Origin of the sequence: Nocardia anaemiae NBRC 100462, from assembly GCF_001612725.1 — a bacterium.
Taxonomy (GTDB): domain Bacteria; phylum Actinomycetota; class Actinomycetes; order Mycobacteriales; family Mycobacteriaceae; genus Nocardia; species Nocardia anaemiae.
Map to the genome: position 1 here is coordinate 1 of NZ_BDAZ01000021.1, position 21,109 is coordinate 21,109.

The 21,109-nt window shown below is 64.9% G+C and carries 24 protein-coding genes and 1 pseudogene; 22 read left to right on the plus strand and 3 right to left on the minus strand.

Annotation, left to right across the window (positions count from 1 at the left end):
• From NA5_RS41295 to NA5_RS14385, 8 genes and pseudogenes are all read left to right on the plus strand, one after another.
• Positions 1-450: pseudogene (locus tag NA5_RS41295) on the plus strand (ParB/RepB/Spo0J family partition protein); the annotation flags it as partial.
• 110 nt (positions 451-560) lie between these two features.
• The gene (locus tag NA5_RS14355) at positions 561-1,424 is read left to right on the plus strand and encodes a bifunctional DNA primase/polymerase (protein ID WP_062985977.1); all 864 of its coding nucleotides are present in this window, start codon (positions 561-563) and stop codon (positions 1,422-1,424) included.
• 30 nt (positions 1,425-1,454) lie between these two features.
• Entirely contained in the window at positions 1,455-1,763 is a 309-nt protein-coding gene (locus NA5_RS14360) for a hypothetical protein (protein ID WP_062985979.1), read from the plus strand.
• 437 nt (positions 1,764-2,200) lie between these two features.
• On the plus strand, positions 2,201-3,424 hold the full coding sequence (locus NA5_RS14365; RefSeq protein ID WP_062985981.1) for a DUF4192 domain-containing protein: 1,224 nt from the start codon (positions 2,201-2,203) through the stop codon (positions 3,422-3,424).
• Positions 3,424-3,681: a hypothetical protein gene (locus NA5_RS41300; protein WP_062985983.1), complete on the plus strand. Its 258-nt coding sequence runs from the start codon at positions 3,424-3,426 to the stop codon at positions 3,679-3,681. Before NA5_RS14365 ends, NA5_RS41300 begins: the two co-directional genes overlap by 1 nt.
• Before the next feature lie 117 nt (positions 3,682-3,798).
• Positions 3,799-5,304, plus strand: coding sequence for a YifB family Mg chelatase-like AAA ATPase (locus NA5_RS14375; RefSeq protein WP_062985985.1), 1,506 nt, complete (start codon positions 3,799-3,801; stop codon positions 5,302-5,304).
• A gap of 557 nt (positions 5,305-5,861) precedes the next feature.
• A complete protein-coding gene (locus NA5_RS14380) occupies positions 5,862-6,080 on the plus strand; it encodes a hypothetical protein (protein ID WP_062985987.1) in 219 nt (72 codons plus the stop codon).
• Positions 6,077-6,487, plus strand: a complete 411-nt coding sequence (locus NA5_RS14385) for a hypothetical protein (protein WP_062985989.1) — start codon at positions 6,077-6,079, stop codon at positions 6,485-6,487. Before NA5_RS14380 ends, NA5_RS14385 begins: the two co-directional genes overlap by 4 nt.
• A gap of 12 nt (positions 6,488-6,499) precedes the next feature.
• Here NA5_RS14385 and NA5_RS40350 read toward each other — a convergent pair whose 3' ends face one another.
• Positions 6,500-6,673 carry a hypothetical protein gene (locus NA5_RS40350; protein ID WP_157110407.1) on the minus strand — a complete coding sequence of 58 codons (174 nt, stop codon included), beginning with the start codon at positions 6,671-6,673 and terminating at the stop codon, positions 6,500-6,502.
• Between the two features lie 367 nt (positions 6,674-7,040).
• Between NA5_RS40350 and NA5_RS14390 the strand changes: the two genes are divergently transcribed.
• The 5 genes from NA5_RS14390 to NA5_RS40355 all read left to right on the plus strand — a co-directional run bounded on the left by NA5_RS14390 (position 7,041) and on the right by NA5_RS40355 (position 12,110).
• Positions 7,041-7,580: a single-stranded DNA-binding protein gene (locus NA5_RS14390; protein ID WP_062985991.1), complete on the plus strand. Its 540-nt coding sequence runs from the start codon at positions 7,041-7,043 to the stop codon at positions 7,578-7,580.
• Positions 7,581-7,693: 113 nt separating this feature from the next.
• Positions 7,694-8,260 (plus strand): hypothetical protein, encoded by a 567-nt coding sequence (locus tag NA5_RS14395; protein WP_062985993.1) that lies wholly within the window; start codon positions 7,694-7,696, stop codon positions 8,258-8,260.
• Between the two features lie 366 nt (positions 8,261-8,626).
• Positions 8,627-10,225: a hypothetical protein gene (locus NA5_RS14400; RefSeq protein WP_062985995.1), complete on the plus strand. Its 1,599-nt coding sequence runs from the start codon at positions 8,627-8,629 to the stop codon at positions 10,223-10,225.
• An 81-nt stretch (positions 10,226-10,306) separates the two neighbouring features.
• Entirely contained in the window at positions 10,307-10,693 is a 387-nt protein-coding gene (locus tag NA5_RS14405) for a hypothetical protein (protein ID WP_157110408.1), read from the plus strand.
• A 427-nt stretch (positions 10,694-11,120) separates the two neighbouring features.
• A complete protein-coding gene (locus NA5_RS40355; RefSeq protein ID WP_157110409.1) occupies positions 11,121-12,110 on the plus strand; it encodes an MmyB family transcriptional regulator in 990 nt (329 codons plus the stop codon).
• Between the two features lie 740 nt (positions 12,111-12,850).
• On the opposite strand, the gene NA5_RS14415 is transcribed toward NA5_RS40355, so the two are convergent.
• Entirely contained in the window at positions 12,851-13,615 is a 765-nt protein-coding gene (locus NA5_RS14415) for a class I SAM-dependent DNA methyltransferase (RefSeq protein WP_062986001.1), read from the minus strand.
• A 657-nt stretch (positions 13,616-14,272) separates the two neighbouring features.
• Between NA5_RS14415 and NA5_RS14420 the strand changes: the two genes are divergently transcribed.
• Genes NA5_RS14420 through NA5_RS14440 form a run of 5 tightly spaced genes read left to right on the plus strand, consistent with a single transcriptional unit; the run spans position 14,273 to position 17,155 of the window.
• Positions 14,273-14,593 (plus strand): WXG100 family type VII secretion target, encoded by a 321-nt coding sequence (locus NA5_RS14420; RefSeq protein WP_062986002.1) that lies wholly within the window; start codon positions 14,273-14,275, stop codon positions 14,591-14,593.
• Complete coding sequence (locus NA5_RS14425; protein WP_157110410.1) at positions 14,590-14,886, plus strand: WXG100 family type VII secretion target; 297 nt, start codon at positions 14,590-14,592, stop codon at positions 14,884-14,886. Before NA5_RS14420 ends, NA5_RS14425 begins: the two co-directional genes overlap by 4 nt.
• Positions 14,886-16,307 (plus strand): WXG100-like domain-containing protein, encoded by a 1,422-nt coding sequence (locus tag NA5_RS14430; RefSeq protein WP_157110411.1) that lies wholly within the window; start codon positions 14,886-14,888, stop codon positions 16,305-16,307. The genes NA5_RS14425 and NA5_RS14430 overlap by 1 nt, the downstream gene beginning before the upstream one ends.
• Entirely contained in the window at positions 16,308-16,724 is a 417-nt protein-coding gene (locus NA5_RS14435) for an ankyrin repeat domain-containing protein (protein WP_062986006.1), read from the plus strand.
• Positions 16,721-17,155, plus strand: coding sequence for a YbaB/EbfC family nucleoid-associated protein (locus tag NA5_RS14440; RefSeq protein ID WP_062986008.1), 435 nt, complete (start codon positions 16,721-16,723; stop codon positions 17,153-17,155). Before NA5_RS14435 ends, NA5_RS14440 begins: the two co-directional genes overlap by 4 nt.
• Before the next feature lie 83 nt (positions 17,156-17,238).
• On the opposite strand, the gene NA5_RS14445 is transcribed toward NA5_RS14440, so the two are convergent.
• Positions 17,239-17,487 (minus strand): hypothetical protein, encoded by a 249-nt coding sequence (locus NA5_RS14445; RefSeq protein WP_157110412.1) that lies wholly within the window; start codon positions 17,485-17,487, stop codon positions 17,239-17,241.
• Between the two features lie 345 nt (positions 17,488-17,832).
• Here NA5_RS14445 and NA5_RS14450 point away from each other — a divergent pair, with 345 nt between their 5' ends.
• The 4 genes from NA5_RS14450 to NA5_RS39265 all read left to right on the plus strand — a co-directional run bounded on the left by NA5_RS14450 (position 17,833) and on the right by NA5_RS39265 (position 20,561).
• Positions 17,833-18,159 carry a hypothetical protein gene (locus tag NA5_RS14450; protein WP_062986012.1) on the plus strand — a complete coding sequence of 109 codons (327 nt, stop codon included), beginning with the start codon at positions 17,833-17,835 and terminating at the stop codon, positions 18,157-18,159.
• Positions 18,160-18,495: 336 nt separating this feature from the next.
• Entirely contained in the window at positions 18,496-19,284 is a 789-nt protein-coding gene (locus NA5_RS14455; RefSeq protein ID WP_062986014.1) for a hypothetical protein, read from the plus strand.
• A gap of 63 nt (positions 19,285-19,347) precedes the next feature.
• Complete coding sequence (locus tag NA5_RS14460; RefSeq protein ID WP_218020096.1) at positions 19,348-19,512, plus strand: hypothetical protein; 165 nt, start codon at positions 19,348-19,350, stop codon at positions 19,510-19,512.
• Positions 19,513-19,565: 53 nt separating this feature from the next.
• Entirely contained in the window at positions 19,566-20,561 is a 996-nt protein-coding gene (locus NA5_RS39265) for a restriction endonuclease (RefSeq protein WP_084484122.1), read from the plus strand.
• Positions 20,562-21,109: the final 548 nt, after the last annotated feature.

Below are 21,109 nucleotides of genomic sequence, written 5' to 3' on the forward strand. Positions count from 1 at the left end.
GCCAAGACCACCCGTACCGAGTTCGTGGCGCGGCTGTTGACGCGCAAGACCCCACCGGTGCAGGCTCCGGTGTTCCTTGCCCAGGCGCTGGTCTCCGACAGTGGGCTGCTCAGCGAGTACCACGCTTTCAGCACGGCCCTGGAACTGTTGGGCATCAAGGGTTTCCGCGGTCGCGATGAGGTGCTCGCCGACCTCGACACGGCGAAACCGGCCCGCGCCCAAGTGATCGTGCTCGCGCTCGTCCTCGGTGCCTACGAAAGCCGCTGCGAGAAAACTCTATGGCGCTACGCCGACCGCGGCGTGCGCCACTACCTGAAATTCCTCAGCCAACTCGGCCACCCGCTCGTGCCCGTCGAACTCGCCGCCCTCGGCGAGGTCAACTCCGACGACATCGACATCGACACCGCCGCAACCGAACCCGACGAGCAGGAGCAGGCCGAAGCCGCCTGACCAACCTCCCCGGCCACCCCGGCATGCCGGTGCGCGGCCCCGTTCATTACCGCGCGCGTACCGGCATGCCGGGGGTTGTCCTTCCTTCGAACATGTAGGAGGTCCATCCCGTGACCGCTGTCCCGGATCTGCGGGCGGTGGCGTTTGCTGCCGCCGCCCGCGGCTGGCCGGTGTTCCCGCTGCGCCCGGGTAGGAAGAAACCAGCGATCAAACGCTGGCCCGAACTCGCCAGCACCGACGAAGATCTCATCCACCGCTGGTGGGGTTACAACCCGCGCTACAACGTCGCGATCCAGACCGGCCCGCCCAGCGGGCTGCACGTGATCGATCTCGACGCGCGTCATATGAGCCCGCCCGCGCTCGACCTTACCGAGGCCCTGGCCCGGCTCGCCGCCCATCTGCCCTATCCCGCGCCACCGACGCTGACCATCGCCACCCCAGCTGGTTGGCACGTGTACTACCGTGCCCCGAACGAGCCGATATTGCGGTGCACGGTGGCACGCATCGGCGACGGTATCGATTCCCGCGGGCACGGCGGCTACATCGTCGCGCCCGGATCCCGTACGCCCCACGGGGATTACACCGTTGCCGTGAACCGGCCGGTCGCCGTTCTTCCCGAAATGCTGATCCAACGGATCATTCCGCCTCCGCCGGCTCCGGCACCGAGCGGTGGTTGGAGCGGGTCGGTGGCCGTGGCGCCGGATTCGTATCTGGCGGCGATCCTGGCCGGTGAAGCCGAGCGAGTCGCCCGCGCGCGGGTGCACCTGCGCAACCACACCCTGTTCCGCTCCGCGTTGGTCCTCGGGCGGCTCGTGGCCGCCGGCGAAGTCAGCGAACACGACGCCCGCACCGTCCTCACTGACGCCGCCGCGGCCCACATCGGCGTCGAGGGATTCACCGCCGCCGAAGCGCACCGCGCCGTCAGCAACGGATTCCGCTACAGCCGCGCGCGCCCCCGACGGCTGCGCCCCTAAATCCCCTGCCCTCGGATCAGGAGCCCTATCGTGCCCGAGTGTTACGTCCGCTGGGAGATCGACGTCAGTGCTGATGATCCGGTCTCGGCCGCGTTCGCGGCGTTCGACATCTTTCGTGCGCCCGACTCGACAACCACTGTTTTCGACGTCATCGAACCCGACGGCGACACCTACCGCGTCGACCTCGACGATGACCCGATCACAGCACACCTGATCAGAAAACGCCCGCGCCGAGGACCGGTGGCGCGGCGTCTGGCCCGGATACTGCCCGCGCGGGCGCGCCGCTGGGCTGCCGCCTGGTGCACCGCGGTGTCCACCGTCTTGCAGCAGTACGGCTGATCACCCGAATCCCGCCACACCTCGAACTCGTCCACATCCAGATAGGCGGGGGCAGCGGGCCCGCACACCGACGTCCTTGCCGTCGTCGTCGATCGTGATCGCCTCACCGTCGGCGCGGAATGGTTCGACGCCCTCCTCGGCCGTGACTGGGCTTCCCGCCTCCACCGGGGATCGCCTGAGCAGGGCCGACTTTCACTCCACCGCAACGTCCATTCCGCCTGGATAGGTCAGGGCCGCCCGCTGATCCTCACCACCGGTCGAGCCACACCCCACCGGCCGCATGCACCCCTGATCCGCCCTACCGGGAGGCCACCGCGCCTCCTGCCGCGGCATCGAGCCAACCGGTCGCATTCCTCGAGCCGAGCGGCCGGACCTGGCACGGCCAACCCCCTGGCGAACCGCACCCACCACCTACATTGCGAAGGAGACGAAAACCTATGCCCGACAACAACACGGATGACGCCGCGTGGTCGGCCAGCACCGAAACACCCCCAACCTCCAGCCACACCTCCAAGGACCATACGGCCGCGGATCGATTGCACGTCGATGACCCCGGGGAATTGATTGTCGCGGTGCCCGCCATGGTCGGGTTCGTACCGCAGCGGTCCCTGGTAGTCGCTGTGCTGCGGGATGCACCGAATCCGGGCCGCAGTCCGATCATCGACGCGGTGCTGCGCTTCGATCTCGAAACCGACGGCGGGAGTCGGCGTGGTCTGGCCGCGGTATACGCACAGGCTGTGGCGCAGATCTGTGCCGCGGAGGGGGCCTCGGAGGTGCTCGCGGTAATCGTCGATGATCGGGTGCGCGAATCGCGCCGCACGCACCGACAGGGCGCGGTGAGTACCGGGCCGTGGGCCGCGCTCATCGCTTCGTTCGCGCGGCGGCTCGCACAGCAGGAGGTGTTCGTCGAGGGCGCGTGGGCCGTGCGTGCGATCGAGAAAGACCAGCGGTGGTGGAGCCTGCTGGAGGCGAATCGTCGTGGGGTGCTGCCGGATCCGGCGGCATCGATGGTGACGGTAGCGCATGTGCTCGACGGGCGCCCGATCCGCGGCGACCGCTCGGAGCTGACCGATCTGGTCACCCCCGACCACGAACTGGTCCAGCAGGTGACGGCTCATCTCGACAGCGCCCACGCTCTCGCGCACGAACGCTACGAGACCGCGGTCCGGCGCGGCGATCCCGACGAATATCACCGACGCGCACTCGAAAACATCCTGTGGCAGATCGCCGACACCGACTCCGGTGGGGCGCTCACCGCCCCGGCATGCGCAGAACTGGCTGCGGCGCTGCGCGATCGGACCGTGCGCGACTCGCTGTTCGCCCTAGCCGTCGGCGAGCACGCCGCCGCCGCGGAAAACCTGTGGGCCGCACTGACGCGAGCGTTGTCGGGCAGTGACCGTGCCGATGCCGCAACCCTTCTCGCCTACAGCGCCTATATCCGTGGTGACGGCCCCCTCGCGGGCATCGCCCTTCAGGCCGCTCTCTACGCCGACCCCACACACTCCATGGCGACTCTGCTGGAAACAGCGCTACACACCGGAATGCGCCCCGACACCCTGCGTCGATTGGCCTATAGCGGCCTGGGGATCGCCGCCGACCTCGGCATCGACCTCGACACCGATCCGACGAGCGGTGCGGCTCCAGACCACACCGCACTGTAGTGATCGGTAGCGCCGCCGAGCTCGTGGCGTGGATCCGAGCGAACCTGCCCGCGCTCGACGAGGACCGATTCGAACCCTGGCACACCGGATCCCCAGCACCCGGCGCGCTCACAGCGCGTATCGAGGTGCGCATTCACACACCCGCAGCCCGTGACCGCGTCACCAGCATCGCCCTCACCGCCGCACCCGTCGGCGAACCTTCCCTCCTGATCACCACCCCGCCCAACACCGTGTCCGCTGATCCAGATTCGAGGTGATCATGAACAACCCGTCCTCACCGCCCCAGCCACCACCATCAGGTTCGCCCTCGTTGCGGTCTCGTACGCGCACAACCAGATTCGCTCGCTCCCCAGCCATCGGTAGGAGGTGTTCTGATGACGCTCGGGCGCAGTAACTCCGTGGCCGTGTCCGGTGTGACCGGTCAGGTCGTCGAAGTCCACGCCGACATCGGTGCGGGCCTGCCGTCGGTCACCGCGAGCATCGAGGGCATCGGAGCGGAGATGCGTGACCGTATTCGCGCGGCCATCACCAACTCCGGGGAGCATTGGCCCGACCGCCGGGTGACCCTTGCGGCTTGCGCAGCGGTCCCGTTGTCGGGTGCCGCGCACGATCTTGCGTTGGCCGTTGCCGTGCTCACCGCATCCGGTGCGGTCCCCGCCGACCGGGGAACCAGCGTGGTGTTCCTCGGCGAGCTGGCACTCGACGGGAGGTTGCGCCGCTGCCGCGGGCTCCTGCCCGCCGTGCTCGCCGCGCGTCAGAACAACCATCGGACCGTCATCGTCCCCCAGCAAACACTCACCGAGGTCGCCGCCGTCGACGGGATCGACATCTTCGCCGCCCCGGACCTGCGTGCGGTTGTGGGGTGGCTTCGCCGCCAACGACCACTGACCACACCTGACCGGGTTGTCCCCGAATATCGGCTACCGGCAACCGATATCGGCGATATCACTGGTCACTCACACGCAAAGCGGGCGCTGGAAATCGCCGCCGCCGGCGGGCATCACCTCGCTCTACTCGGCGGTGCCGGGTCCGGGAAAACCCTTCTGGCGCAGTGTCTGCCGGGCATTCTGCCGCCCCTGACCGATGCCCAGGCGCTGGAGGTCGCCGCCATCGCCTCAGCCGCTGGAGCCGACCCCGACCAGGGCGTGTCCAGGATGCCGCCGTATGTCGCCGCGCATCACTCGAGCTCTGTCTCGGCGATGCTCGGCGGCGGCTCTTCTACCCTGCCGTTGCCCGGCGCCCTCAGCCGCGCCCATCACGGCGTGTTGTTCCTCGATGACGTCACCGAACTCGGCACCCGCGTACGGGAAGCACTGCGGGCACCGTTGACCGAGGGTGAAGTGCGCATCGCCCGCCGCGACGCCATCACCCGCTACCCGGCCCGATTCCAACTCGTTGTCGCGAGTTGTCTGTGCCCGTGCGGGGCCGCCACCGAAACTGGTTGCGGCTGTTCTCCGGTGACCCGGCGACGTTACCTCGACCGACTCGCCGGTGCGTGGACCGATCACGTTGGTATCTGGGTTGACCTGTCCCACAACACCACTGGGCTCACTGCCCCCGCCCGAGAAACCAGTGAGACCGTCCGTGCGCGTGTGAGCGCAGCTCGTGCAGCGGCGGCGTGGCGGTGGCGCGAACATGGGTACACCAGCAACGCCGAAGTGCCGGGCACGGTTTTGCGTCACGATTTCTCGTACCCGACGGCGGTGACCACCCCGATCGAATCTGCTCTGCAGGTCGGGCGTCTGTCCGCCCGTGGAGCCGAGGGCGTGCTTCGCCTGGCCTGGACCCTGTGTGATCTGCGGACGGCGGACCGACCCGACAATCAAGACGTCACCGACGCCTTGATGCTGCGCCAGCGCACACGATCACCGCTGACCTGAGCCCCGCCGCCCGGCACGACAAGTCCACGCACCGGTGTGGTCGCTGGCCTGAGTTTGGGCTTCCCTCACGAGGCACCCGGCAGGGCAGCTAAGCTCACTCGTCGGGGGTCCCTGGGGGTCGCTTTCTGCGTTCACCCGGTGCAACGTCCACGCCAGCGCCAACCCCTGCCCGGCGCACCGCGTGGCACCCCAAGGGGTTGGTGCGCCCCTCCCCTTCGGGCGCACCACCCTTTCCGCCCGAGCGCAGCTGCGATCAACCTGGCCTGAGCGCCCACCGCTGCGGGCCGGGTCGTCACTGACTTCCGTGACCGGTTGCGCGGCAACTCACCCGGATGCTGCCCGCGAAGGCGCAGGGCTGGTCGGCCCCTGTGGGTGCGCGGCCTTTTGACCTTCAGCCCCACCGGACCCACCTGCTGACCCGACACCACCTTCGGTCGTGCGGCTGCCGCCCCCACAACCATGCCCCGCGGCCGTGCGCCGAACCGTGCCGCTGCGGTACCGCGTCCACCGCGCATTGGCACTTCGGTTGCCCGTTCTCCTGAAAGGAGGCTCTGCTCATGCCCTATCCGCAATTGGCATGCGTCCTGCCGCAACTGTCGCGTCTCGACGGCCGCTACGCCACCGACGGCCGTGGGATGCCTCCGGTGTTGGGTGAGGCGCACGACGTGGGAATTGGTTGGGGTTACGCCGATCTGGGGTCCGCGGATGCCGACAACCTCACCGCCGCGCTCGCGACCCGGCACCATCGGCGGCCCACACCGAGCGTGCGGCGATGAGCGCCGAGGGCACCCTTCCACCCGCTGTCGATGTGACCGAGGTTGCGTTCCTGCGCCACCTTGTCTCCGGTATCGATGGCTGGTTCAGTGACCGCACCCGCGTTGACGAGCTTGCCCACGTCCGGGATCTGCTGCGCCAGCGGCTGAGCATTCTCACCGACACCGCACACCTCGCCGATGTCGACCCCGATCCGGTGATCGCGTTGTTCGCCGTCGAACTGCACCGGCTCCGCCACGCCGCCGCCGCGGTCACGATCACCACCGTCGGCGGGCATAGCCACGACCGTGTCCGTGTCCACGGGGTGCACCGCCACCACACCGTCATCGGCCATCGCCGCGGTTCGGGGGTGTTGCTGCCGCTGCGGTTCATCGAGGCCATCACACCCCACGACCAGCCGAGGCAGTGACATGCCGAGGGCTCAGTCCCCATAAACCGCCAGGACGCCGACACCCTGCTGCTGCGCACGCTCAGCCCCCACCTGAAAGCCAGCTCCGATCTGATCGAGTACGCACGCGGGGTCGTCATCGCTGTCGGCGGACAAACCTGGACGGCGTTCGAGCATCTGCTCGCCGAATCGTCTGTGTCGCGCCACTCAGCGACGATGGCGACGGATGGGTGTACGCGATGGGTCACCTCATCGGCGACGACCGCATCGGTGAGCACTACCCGACCTGGCGAGAAGCCCTCGCACAGCTCACACACGACATAGTCGGCGTCCCGCCACTGTAACCACTCCCGGTCGTGGAATCGGGGCGACTACCGGCCCTCGACGATGCCGATCGGTGCCTTGCCCGCCGAGCATCGTGCGCGGCCCATCAACGACGGCCGTGCCCGCCCAGTCACCACCGTCACCGAAGTAATCGCCGCCGTCGACGCCGCGCCCCACACACGTCCCTGACCACCGCACCACACCGTGGTCGCACACCACATCCGCCGCGAATAGTGAAGGAGCACACCCCATGGCCGGAGACACCGTCATCACCGTGATAGGCAACTTGACCGCCGCACCGGAACTTCGTTTCACCCCGAATGGTGTGGCGGTCGCCGATTTCACCGTCGCCTCCACGCCCCGCTTCCGCGACCCGAACAGCGGGGAGTGGAAAGACGGGGAGGCGTTGTTCTTGCGCTGCAACCTCTGGCGCGACGCCGCGGAGAACGCCGCGGAGAGCTTGACCAGGGGCTCGCGCGTGATTGTGACTGGCCGACTGAAGCAGCGCCGCTGGCAGACCCCCGACGGCCAGAACCGCGCCGTCGTCGAACTCGAAGTCGACGAACTCGGCCCGTCGCTGCGCTACGCCACCGCCAAGCCCAACCGCGTCAGGCGGGGCACCAACGGCGACAACGGTTTCGGGCGCTCGGACGCTGGCCCGAACTCCGACAACCGGTCCGCAGAGCTGGTCGGCGCGGCAGCGGGCACCAGCAAGACCGACGACCCGTGGGCGGTCAACGGCGCGGGCTCCTTCGGCGGCGGCACCGGCAACAACGACCCCCAGTTCTGAACTACCTGCTCACCACACGGTGCCCGGCGGTTGACGCCGCCGGGCACTTGTCGTCCACCGAAGCGAATCCCGCTCTATCCATTCCACTTTCGTGATCAGGAGCCGATGTGACTATGACCTCTCCTTCCCGTCCCGCGATCGCGGTGACCCCGCTGTTGACCGATATCGCTGCCCTCACCGAGCTGATCGACACCGAACCGTACCGGGCGCGCCTGGAGTTCCGCCAAGCGCTCAACGGCGTCACTGCCGAAGACTGGGCGTTTCTCGGACTCATCCACCGGGCCTTTGCCCACAGCCCGAAAACGGCGCTGGCACGGGTCGTTTCGATCGCACGCGCCCGACTCGGCGCACCCGAGCTCGAACCCGGTGAGATCACCGACGGCGATACCGGCCTGTACGCGACCGCTGACGCCGTCGAGGTACCGGTGGAGGTCGAACTGGGTCGGTGGGCGCGGACCCCGGTCCGTGATCTCGCCGACGACTTTCGCCTGCACGCGATCCCGACCGCGGCGACCGAGGCGGCACGGACCACGCCCGAGGCGATCGCGCGCCGCCGCGCTCGGCGCACACCACCGCCCACCGGGGCGGTAGTGCTGCGGCACCGTGCCCGCGACGCCGCACATCGCCTCCAAGCCGACGCCGACGCCTACTTCGCGGATCGTCCGCTGTTGGTGGCCTGACCCCCATCTCGCGAAGGAAGAACACAACAGGGTCAGGTCGGGTGTCCGGGGTGTTCGTCTGGTCGAGCGCCCCGCCTGACCGAAGGGCTACCAGGGTGGCGCGCGCCGCGCCTGCGTGCCCGCGCCCGTGCGTGCACGAATTTCCCTCCGGCGCGACGCCCAGTGGGCTGGGTGTGGGTTGGGTTGTGTGCGCGGGAAATTCGCGCCCACCCGTTTCGGCGCGTTCCCTCCGCCGCGTCGTTCACCACCCTGGTCGATCGCCCTTCAGGCGGGTCACCCGACCAGCCGCCCACCCCTCGTGTTGCGAAAAGCGCACGCGATTCCCGGGGTGGGTTTCCTTTTTCCTCGCGAGACAGGACATTCGTCATGCCCAGTGCTTTCCTCGATGCTCTGTTCCATCTGGACTGCCTCTTCCACGTCGACAGCCCGCGCCTCGCGCGTGAGATGTTCCCCGATGTGCTCGCTCTCGCCACCGACGAGGAACGTGCGTTCCTCGACGATCTCGTCGACACCTTCACCCGCTACCCGTTCGATACCGCGCACAAACGACTCGACGCGATATGGAAGGCCGCCGACGCCGAACACCGGGAGCTGATCAACCGCTGCGCCCCCGACACCGACCCGGGCCTGCACACCCGGGAGCTGCCCGAGATCTTCGAGGTCTCCTACACCTCCGCCGAACTCCCGCCAATGCCGGTGCGTGACCGCTACCGCCCGCTGATCACCCACCGCGTCCCGTCGCGAGCCACCGACGCCGCCCGCAACGCCCCCGGCAAAGTTGCCGCGCGCACGCAGGCCCGCCCGGTCCCGACGCCGAGCATTGCCGGGGATCACCGTGCGCACCTGCTGCCGTATGCGATCGCGACCGAGGCGATGATCACCGGGTACGTGTCCAGCGGCATGTTCACCGACGGCACCACCATCGCCGACCCCGACGCCGCGCCCGAACCGCCGCAGCGCCCGATCGAAGTTCCGGTGCCCGATCCCGATTCCGAGGAGGAACGCGAGAAGCGCCAGCGCCGCCGCTATGCCCGCGACCACGCCGAAGCCACCGAGCTATGGGACCGCGTCTACGTCAACTATGTCGCGGGCCAGTACGACAACCAGCACCGCGCCGCCTGGACTGCCCGCCGCGACCGCGACGGCGAGCACACCGACCAGACGTGGGACGAACGCACCAGCGACTACTTCGACAGCCGCGACGACACCGCGTCACGGGGTCGGCGCTCGCGCCGACGCGGGCCGGGCGGTGCGCCGCAGCGCAGCGGCCGGATCACCGAGGACGAGGCGAAGGCGTTCGCTGATGCCCGCACCGGGTTGCGGGTGCGGGACGACGCACGACCGGAGATCCCGAACCAGGGCAACGGCTTGGACTACGACGACGCCGCGATGGTCCCGGTCATGGGATGGCGGTGCGTGTCCTGCTTCATCGAACGCCCGATGACCGACCAGCGACCCATCCACATCCGTGCCGGTCAGTTAGTCTCCGATGACGGGCTCTGCGATCACTGCCGCGCGGATGGACGTCCCGGGATCGCGCCGCTGCCCGAGGAGTTCACCGTCGAGGACTTCGTGGTCTCTCGCTGTGAATTCCTCGCCGCCACCTATCCCGCCGCCGCGCATGCCCTGATCGTCGAAGTCTGGCACCGAGCAGCACCACACTCGATCTGCCGCCACATCACCCGCTTCCTCGCCACCCATCCCGAGCTGACCCCGAACCCGGCCAAGCCGCTCCAGCTCGCCGCCGAGGTTGCCGCCACCGAGGTAGCACCGCGTCCCCGCGCCACCGTGCGCAAGGGGCGGGTGAGGTTGGGTGCCGATCAGCGTCACGGCCGCTGCGATGGCTGCACTCGATACGCCGTCATCCACTCCGACAACTACTGCCTCACCTGCCGGATCGACCTCGGCCTCGTCCCCGCCCGCCCCCGGTCAGGCGCAGGCGGCCTGACCCGACATCCCGCTTAACCCCTTGATCGCCGGTCCGCCGTGGCTGCCTCGCGCCCACGGCGGACCGGTCCACCACCCCAACCTTCAGGAGCCCACGTGATGCACCGACCCCCGACCGGCCTCCGCCGCCTCACCCGAATGCTGCACCGCGCGTTCACACAACAGCGCCGCACGGTCACCGTGCGCGTGTTCCTCAACCGCGCCCCGCACTCCTTGCTCCACGGTTACACCCCCACCGCGCCGCTGGTCCTCGCCTACGAGTACACCGTCCCCACCGCAGGTCCCTCGGCCGACGCGGTGATCCTCGAACGTGCCTTCGCCGCGTTCAATGGCCACCCCGAGCACCCCGACGACCATGCCCACGCCGACGCTTGGGCTGCGAAGCCGTTGCGGTCGCTGTCGGTCGGCGACGTCGTCGCCATCGACGACCGTCACTACGCCTGCGAGTCCGCCGGGTGGACGCGCATTGCCGCACCACTCACCTGAGCGCTCGCGCCGCCGACGGCCAGGGGCCGGGACCGCGCGTACGGACCCGGCCCCACGCACCAGCACCCTCCCGACCACCATGCCTCCTCACTCTTCAGCCCACCACGTCTCCACACATCATCCTCATCCACCCACCCGCATTCCTCGCGTCCTACACTTCTTCTTCTACTACTCAGCTCACTTCCTTCCTCTCTTTATCTCTTTCTCACAAGCACACCTCTCCAATGCGGTTTCCTTTCAATCGGTTTGGACTTGCACTTCATATCCAAACCGTGAAACGCCCTGGAACGCTAGGGTTTACGCTTTCCTATTTTTCGGTAAGGAATGGATCATCAAGTTGCAATAGCGTCCGTATCCAGGACGTTTGCCGACCACTTCACGACCCTATTGTCAAAGACGATTTTTCGGGAATTATCTCTGCGGCACCATGATTCGATGTGCAAGCACGCCAACCGAACCCGCGACGCAGCAACACCGTCGGTTTCTCTCAGGTGGAAAGATCTTGCCGGGTCCTAGCTGTTCTGGTAGACACAAAGCCGGTGCATGGGGGCAACCGATCATCATATCTCCGCTCATCTCACAGCGGAAGACATCGGAAAGGGGGGACTCCGTGACCCGGAATCCCGCACACCGTTCAAACAACGCCAGGCCAAGGCCGCAACTGTCCATCCCGACACTGGGAACCACGTTGCGACTAATCAGAGACGACCTGGGTCTATCACGCTTCACGGCTCGCGACCGTCACGGCATCAGCGCCTCATACTTGTTCGAGATAGAAACCGATAGGTATGTGCCGAAACTAGAGACACTCGAGACGATCATCGACGGTTACAAGGTCGACTCGCTCCTGGGACGTCACCTGCGCGAACTACGCGCCCCGGCTGAGGATCTCGCCCCAACGGACAAGCTCCGTCACTGCGTGACCGGCAACGTCGACTGGATAAGCCACCTCGACGACCTCGAGCGACGGGGTGTGTTCGCAGCGTACGTCGATCCGATGTGGAACATCCTGGCCTGCAACAACTTGTTTCGCTCCGCCCTGCCCAGCATCGAGAAGACCGATTCCATCCCGACCTGGATTTTCAGCCCCGTCGCCCAGAAGGTCTTCGTCGACTGGAACCGCGAGGCCGCTCACTCGGTCGCCTACAACAAGGCAATCCTCGGCATCTACCGCAACTCCCAACAAGCCCGCGACCTCATACGGCAGCTCGGACCCAACAAGGAATGCCGACGCCTGTGGGCAGCCAGCCTTGCCGTGAACTACGGCCGCGACACCGACGACCTTCTGCATCACCGCGACATCACGACCGGCGAGCTCCGCTCCTACCGGATCAGCATCGCTCCGCAGACCGAGGCGCTGGACGTCTACCTCGTCACCGCAATCGGCAAGCCATACTCCGGCCCCCCAGTTCCCTAGTCACCGTGCGGCAGCCAGACACGCGAGTGCAACACGCCGTATCCGAGTAGTCAACGACGCGGATGTGGATGCCGCAGATGATCTTTCCATTGCGCTACCGTTCGCTCTCGACGCCTTGTAACCATCAGTCCAGCAACGTTGCAGCGTCGATGACCGACAGGTCACACCCGGACCAATCCTGGAAGGAAGGATCGGCTTCGAAGTCGTCGCCTAAAGGAATTTGCTAACGAGAGGATTATGAATTGCTCTTCCTATCGGAAAGGGCGATGCCTTGCAATTCGTGAAGAAGGTACGACCAATGCCCCTGACGCACACAGGTTTATCGTTTGCTCAGGGGGCGATCTACCCGCAGTCACCCGGACACGCGACGATGGCAAGCACGGTTCGGGCCGCCGAGCTGCCGGGGTAGAGCCGACGATGACAGATGACCCGGCACTCAGCCGTTACCGCCGGACGAACCGGCTCCCGCAGTCCCGCACGAGCCGACATATCCCTTTCGGTCGGAGCTTGCGCGTTGCGCAAGTCACGCCGCTGGTACGAAGAGCAACTCAAAGCCGGACGCCTCCCCGGTCACAAGGCAGGCAGAACCTGGTTCCATGTTCCAGATCCCTCATGCGGACCGATCATTAGACCGCGACCGCATGTCCGGTAGCCGAGTTGAGCACGTTCGGTGGTGGCTGAGTTCGACCGGCGCATGGCCCGCTGGTGGTGGGTGGCGGGCCCGCAGCGCATCTCGACAGTCAGCCTCGCTGCAGTTTCGTTGTTCGATCAGATGGGCTGCACGACATCGCGAGCATGGTGGGGATGGTGCTGAACCACTCCTGATATTCAGTCCACTCGGTGCCTGGAATGTCGTTGTGCGGCAGGGATGGTGGTTCGTGGATTCCGGTGATCACCAGACCGTGGGCGGTCAGTTGCTCGGCGTACCACGCCAGCGGGCGGTGGTAATGACGGTGCCCACCGAAGGATTCGATCCACCGTGTTTCGTGCTCCAGGTAGCCGGTGACCTTGCGGTAGCGCTGTCCCTCGGGTCCTTCGTCGACGATGTCGCGGCTGAAGAAGGCAGGATGCAGGATCGAGAAGACGAACACGCCTCCGGCGCGCAATGCGGCCGCGACATCGGTGAGCAGGCGGTCCAGAACGGGCACGTCCATGAGAACCATGTGCGCGACGATCCTGTCGTATCGGCAGCCCGGGTCGGGCAGGCCGAGCATGAGATCATGTTGGTGGAAGTCGATTTCGGGGTAATGCGATCGTGCGGTGGTCAACAGAGCCTGGCTGCCATCGATGCCCGTGACGCGGGCTCCGGCCCGTCGTAACTGTTCGGCCAGCCAACCGTGCCCACACCCCACGTCCAAGACATCGAGGTCGGCGACCGGACCCAGGTGCGACCACAAGAACTCATGAATCCGCCGATAGAAGCTGTCGGCAGGACCCGACACCGTCGTTGTATAGCTGTCGGCGGCCGCATCCCACAAACGCAGATCCTCAGAACTGTTCGTCACCGGCAAAGCCTGCCCGGCACCGGCACACCGATCAAGTAGTTTTGCGGCGACCCCAGCCTCTCACCGCGAAACCGGTTGGTCCCAGGATGAATTGACCGCCTACGCGCGTTCCAGATCATCCGGGCCTCTGCGACCCCGCAGCTGGATCGGCACCGCGCCGCCCCTCGAGGCGGGAGTTGATCCGCTCGCACTGGTCGCGGCCATGAACGCCCGCGCAAGTCGAAAAGGCCATAGGCCAAAGCGAATTGGAGCAGATACCACAAGCCGGCTACCGCTGCCAGATCGACAAGCTGATCGACTCGCTAGGCGACAGAGCGGCGAGTCCTCAACGCCAGATGGCAAGGTAGGCAAAGGAAGCGGGCCGCAGACGTCGAAAGAGGCTGCGTAGCAGTACCGTCAGCCAGCTTGAGACGGCTAAAGTGTGCAACTGTCGAAGATGTCGCCGATGAGGTTTGTGTAAAAAGCTGGCCTGCAACGTTTTTCGAGCAAGGGAAAGGACCGTATTGGCTGGCGCGCCACTCCGATGGCATGTGGATGTCCGGTGTTTGTCCTGGCAATCGCATGCTCGATCGGCGCTCCGGCTGTCGAGTGGAACCGGGCGGTTGCGCGCTGCGTCATATAGTTCAGAGGCGAGCTGCACGACGGAGGGAGGCGGGGGTGTCCGGGGAACTCCAGGTCGAGGTGGACCGACTACGCGAGGCGGCGCGGTTTACCGCCGGGAAAGCACAAACCATCCGAGACGAACTCAGCAAACTTGACGACACGATCGGCAAAGAGCTGCTCGTCGACGGCTGGCAGGGAAGAGCGGCCAGCGCCTACGACGAGTCGTGGGTGGAATGGAAGCACGGTGCCGAGACGGTGATCGCCGCGTTGGAGCAGTCCGCGGCGAGCCTGTCTGAGGCTGCGATCCAGTACGAACTGCGGGATACGACGAACAGTGACGCGATTACCGGGTTGCAGGGGTTGGATCTGCCGTGACCAGTGAGGACAGCTACCGGGTCGATCTGGAGCAGCTCGATGCCGCTATAGACACGATGGACAAGTTCGGCCGCAGTGTGGAGGACTGGCTGGGTGAGGTCGATGGGCATATCGCTGATTTGCATCTGACGTGGTCGAGCCAGGCGGCGTCAGCGCAGCGGGTGGCGCACGAAAAGTGGGTGGCCGGGGTGAATGAGATGCGGGAAAACCTCGACGAACTCCGCGATGTCGCCAAGACCGCACACCAAAACTACAGTGCCGCAATCGAAACCAACACCGGAATGTGGCCCTGATGGCTCCTCCTGTGCAGGTGGACCCGCAAGGGTTCACCAAGGCCGCCGACGTGTACGAGGGCGTGCACAACGCGTTGACCTACAACGTCGACACGTTGAGCAAGGTGCTGGCCACAGCGGGTGGGAGCGCTGGCTCGGACAACGCCGGGCGGAAATGGACCAACGACTACGACCCGGCCGCGTGGAGCACCGTCGACGCGCTCGGTGACCTCGCGTTGGCGGTCGGGCAGATGCATGACCTGCTGCAGTTCACCGCCGCCAATCACGCGAACGCGAATTCGCAATCGGCGCCGGAACCGAACCCGAATGACCTGGTATTTCCGCCGGGAACCCTCAAGGTTTACAACCCGCCCGAGCCTCCGGCCGCGTATGGCGGCCATGACGCGGAGCCGACGGGCTGGTCCTTGGTCCGTGACTGGGTTCAGGGCGAGGTGTGGCCGAACGGTCACCCGGATGTGCTGCGCAAGATGGCCGCGGCGTGGCGAACGATGGCCAATGGTCTTCGTGTATCGGCGGCCCCGTTGCCGACAGCGCGGGAGCTGATCGAGGCGCAGCAGAGTCCGGAGACCGAGCAGGCGCTCGAGCAGGCCGACATCGTCAAAGGTGAGTTCGAGTCGCTGGCGGGGGTGTGTGAGGAACTCGCGACTTCCTGTGACTCGTATGCGAATTCGGTTGAGCAGACCAAGAGCGCGATCAAACCCGCACTCGTCGAACTCGTAGCGTTGGTGGCGGTAGATCAAGCCTTCGGCTGGATCGCGGCCCCGTTCACCGGCGGCGGATCGGCATTCGCGGCCCAGGGCGGGATGGCGATCGCGATCAGCGTCTACGGGGCGCGCATCGCGACGATGATTCGCGCCCTGGTGGGCGTGGTCGAGACCGTGCGCGTTCCGGTCGCGGTGTCCCAAGCCCTCGCCCGCGGCTCGGAAGCGTTGATCCCGCTGATCGAGGCGCGACCGGCACTCGCCGCCGCGGATGGTGCGGTCGCGCCGGGGCCGTTCACCTCGTGGGCGAAGCTTCGCCGCCCGAATCTGTGGAAGCCGACCAAGGACACGATCGTCAACAACACCGAAAAGTGGCGAAGACCTGGCGATGCCACCGAGGACTTCTATACCGTCAAGTCCGAGCCCCGAGTCAAAGTGCCGATCGAGAAGAACTACGACAAACACCCCGAGATCACCCAGCTACCCAAGGATCCGAAGGGCCAATACTACATCGACGAAGCCAACGGGGTCCGATACCCGGTCAAGCCGGGCTGGGACTTCGGCCACAACAGCGGCTACGAGAACCGGAAACTGATCGCCGACGCACAAGCCAACGGCTGGACCCAGGAACAGCTGGATAAACAGGTCAACAGCCACCCCGACTGGTTCCACATCGAGGATTCAACCGGAAACCGAAGCGGCAGAAGGGAACAGAAGTAGATGACCCAACGCGACGAATGGGGCCGCACCCCACTGCATTACGCCGCCCTGCACGGTGATCTCGACGCCATCGAGCACCTGCTCGCCACCGAGGACGTCAACGTCCGCGACAACGACGACTGGACCCCTTTGCATTTCGCCGCACAGGAAGCCAACCCTGCGGCCGTGGAACGGCTGCTCGATGCCGGGGCCGACGTCGACGCACTTACCGCAAAAGGGATGCCCGCGATCTACTGGGCTGCCACGGCCAACGGCGGCGACCCTGTCGCCACGATACGGCTGCTGCGGGCCCGCGGCGCCGATCCTACGAAACCGACGATAAAGGACGACTATTTCCCGCCTCAGAGCCCCTTACACTTCATCAGTGAGACCACCAATAAACCCCACATCAAAGCCGAATTCGCGGACCTGCTGTGACCGATGACCCTGACATCGACGCCGCGCTCGAGGAGATGAAAACCAAAGCCACACAAGTACAAGCAGCGCTGGCCAAGATCCGCGGCAGCGGCACTGCCGCCAACGGCGCCATCACCGCGATCGTCGACTCGGGCGGGCACCTACGCGATCTCAAGCTCGGCCGCAGCGCCCTGCAATGGGGAGACAAGCTCGCGAGCATGATCCTGCAAGCGACCGCCGCCGCCGAGCAAGACGTAGCAGCGAAAGTAGAGCGAGCGATGCGTCCGCTCACACAAGACCACCGGGTCGAGGCCGGGTTGCGAACAATCCGCGAAACACTCGGCCAGGCCGAGCCCACGGCGCTCACCCCGACGGCGATGACTGAAGAGGAAATCCAAGCCGCCGACGACGCCTACTACGAGCGCATGAATCAACAAGGCTGGAGCCGGTAGTCACATCCCGCCTGGTACCTGCTGCGACCCAAACACAACGCCTTTACGCGGCTTCGTGCCGACAAGCGGATCGGTGATCTCGATCAGTCATCGCCGGGCGGTGGCGGATCGTAGGCCCGCGCCGGGTCCGCCAGATACTCCAGATCGCGCAGCCGCAAGACGACGGCCCATCCGACATCGCCGGGTTCGTACCGGAGTCCAGGCGTGTGCAGAAAATCGACCACCTGCTCGACTTGCTCCCGAGATGGCGGCGAGGTCATCTCAGCGCAGACCGCCCGATAGACCTCGGCGACCGTGAGGTCGCTGCCTGGCGGGATCGCGTCAACAACCACTGTGACTAACCGTTCGATGGTTGGCTCCATACTGTTCCTCCTGTCCAGCACGAGCAATTGCGGTCGAGCGGCGGGGTGTAGACCACGGCGCGGCATCGGCGGCAGGCGTGTGTTCGGTGCCCGCTCCGACCGGGCGCGACGCATGGGGTCCAGCCGACAAGAACTCTGTTGGCGCCGAGGATGTGGCCCGCTGAGCAGCGCACGGGCGCGGGCTCGACCCATCCGCGTTCGGTGCGGACGAGCTGATCGGGCGGTACGACTTTGCCGTCGACGGTGTAGAGCAGACGGACGATCATCCATCAAGAATACCGCGCGGTTCGAACATAATTTCGAATACTGTCCGGTTTGTTCTCGTGTCGGCGCGCTCCGGTCAAGGGCGGCACCAACCCCTTGACGCGCGTAATCCGCGAGCGCGAGCGCAAGACGCACTTCGACGCCGACATCCTGCAAGAGGAGATCCGGGCCTGGCAGGACGAACTCGACGGAGCGGTCCGTATCGGCTGGGCCCCCGGGTTCCTCGGCGACCTGCGAGACCGGGCCCGCACCGACCTCGCCGACCTGATCGCAGACGGGAAGCACATCATCGACCACCCCCGCACCATCCTGCGTGACCTCGCCGCCGAATTCACCGACGGCACCCACGACAACTGGTTCCAGGACGCTGTCGCATAAATACCGGAACATCGCCCTCAGAGGGCATCTCGCAGTTCAAGGTCTGCGAGATCCGGTTGCGGCTCCCGCAGCAGCGCACGCACCAGGTCCTGCTCGAACCTAAACTCGCCCACGGACGAACCCCCGATCATTAACTCCGCCGACAGGCTAGCACTCGCCGAATTTAGCGGGCGGTAGTCGCGCATGTGCATCTTCGCTGGAGGCGCCCACGTCGTCCACGGACGCCTGAGCCTTGCTTGTACAACTCGTGGTCGGGGCGGTGGATCAGGCCCGTATGGCGGCTTACCAACGTATATCCACTGGACGCCCGATCCGAGTCTTCCTTATTCTGATCAGATGGGTGAGCACGGGGAAGTCTTCAGTCGCATAGCGAACGAAATGTCTGATGCGGATTTGACGGAATTCTGCGAACATATGAGGAGTCAGACAAAACCGGCGTCAAAGTTTACGGCCCTGACGTTCGCTGGCATTCAAATGGTGATCGAAGCGAACGTGGAAGACGGCGCCATTGAAATTGGCGACAGGCCCGTAGCGGAAATCGTGACGGAACTCGAAAGTAATTTGGCTTCAATTGGAGATAGCTCCGCCGTTAGCATCGTATTGGACCACCGTCAAACTCTACTCGATCGTGCGCGAAGCGAAGCTAAAGCAGGTTACTCGCATGTGGCCGTAACGCTGTATGCGACCTGGGTTGAGCATCATGTGAATTCGCTGCTGCGCATGAAGCTTGAGTGGGCGAATTACTCCCGCGAAACGATTGTCTCACTGCTGCGAGAGCTGAGGCTTCGCACGAAACTAACGGCCTTGTGGGAAGTTGCAGATCTCCGTCCTATTTCTGACGATCTCATTGCAGTCATCGATCGTATTTCGGAAGATAGAAACCGGTTCGTTCACTACAAATGGTCATCGTTCACTTCAGCTGAAGATTACGCCGACGAAGCGCGACGTGAAGGCATCCTCGCCAAGGCGGAAGGTTTGGTTAGCGCTCTGAGCGACCTGGAATCGGAGACAATATGGAATGGGCGGCGCGACGAGATATTCGCAGCGTTCTGGCTGAGCTATATAGATCGCTGGCACGGTGAAGCCGGACTGGCCGCCATCAAAAGGATGGCGCGGCCTGCCTAAATTAAGCACCTACGTCGGCATCGGCACCTCCACCGGATGGGCGTGGAGATGCGGCGAACAGGCTTGAGCGATGAGCAGATCGAGGAGGCAGTGGAGCTGTACGCCGAGCAGCAATGGTCGCTGGTCAGGATCGCCGGCAAGCTGGGCGTTGACCACGGGACGGTCTGGGCACGGCTCAAGGAACGAGGGGTGCGGATGCGGGATACGCAGGGTCGCGTGACGTCATAGGCTTACCGACGCTTGGGCTTCAGTAGTCGTCAGCGGCCCTAAGGGAGGATACGGTGCTTGATCTCGATACCCTCGATTGGCAGACCTTCGAGGTGCTTGCGGTACTACTGCTTCGGCGCGAGGGGTTCGAGCTATCGGTACCGGCTCGTCATGGTCGTGGAGGGGACGGTGGCGTAGACGCCATTGGGACGGCGCCAGATGGTACGCGTGCTGTCGTCATTGTTAAGCAATTTGCAAAAAAAGCAGCATCGGCCCAGGTTGCTCGGCACGTTGTAGATGTAGCGACTCGGCTTCGTGTTCAGTCTCCTGAGTACGAAGTTTTCTACGTGGCTTCACAGGATCTTGGGCCTAGCTCTCAATGGTTGCTCGATGAAAATAAAATCAGGTGGTGGGGTCGGACTGACTTGCACATGTTGCTGGATCGCTATCCCGATATTGCCGAGCTGATCGGACAGCGAGCAGAGGCGCGAGATCTTTCCGACCTTTTCGCAGAGCCTGAGGGATCGGCCGAACTGACGTTCGAGCGTCAAGTGACGGAACGACTCGCTACGGTTCCTCTCGGAAAGTCTGGCTGGACACTTTTTGAAAAGTTGGCGGCACAGTCGCTGACCGAGATATTTGTGCAGCATCTGGACCCACCCACGATTCAGACGCGTACTGAAGATGGCTTGGATATCATGGATGCTGTCTTTGACATCCCGGAAACGGGATCGTCATGGGCACAGATTCGAGCGGACTACCGGACTCATTTCGTCGTTGCTGAATTCAAGAACTATAGTGACGAAATTGGCCAGAACGAAGTAAACCAACTTGCGGACTACCTGTGGTCTAAGGCGTTTAGAATGTTCGGCCTTCTCGTGTCCAGAAAGGGTCCGAATACTTCGGCCTTAGCCGCTCGTCGACGCGCTTGGGTCAAGGATGGAAAGCTGATTGCGTTTTTGACTGACGATGACATGATCGAAATGGCGCGTCTGGTGGATGATGGGAAGAATCCATTCGATGTTGTTCGAGATCAGCTTTTAAAGTTCTTCCGGACGCTCACCCCCTAAAGCGCTTGCCCGTTCGATAGGCCGGCAGGATACGCAGGGTCGGGAGCTGCAGTCAATCAAGCATCGCCTCGAATACGGCGCTGCTGTTCACGCGCTAGAGAATCCTCTCTGGCCCGCGTGAACATCCCAACCCCCGCATCACCGACAGCAGCAATGCTCGGATCGTCAGCCGCTGCGTACTCCTCGAATTCTTTGATGAGTACGGCATAGTGCTCAGATTGTTCGCCGGTCCACATACCACACTGGCCCAGGGATGCTGGCGCGCCGTATCGATACGGATAGCCAGCGTGATCTCCCGGTTCGGCGGTTCGGACATCGCTCCTCCTCGGTGCGAGCAGCCGGTAAACGCTTGCTGCGCTTACAGGTACGGCCGCAGGACACCGACGAGTTCCGCGGGCGGCCAGGATTTGGGGTGTTCGGGCAGACCGACATCAGGTTGACCGTCAGTTCTTGCTTCACCGACATGACCGGTCAACCACGCGTAGCAGTTAAGCCCGCGACCAACGAATGAGGACCTGAACGGCTACTGGGTCAGCCGTTAGCCACAA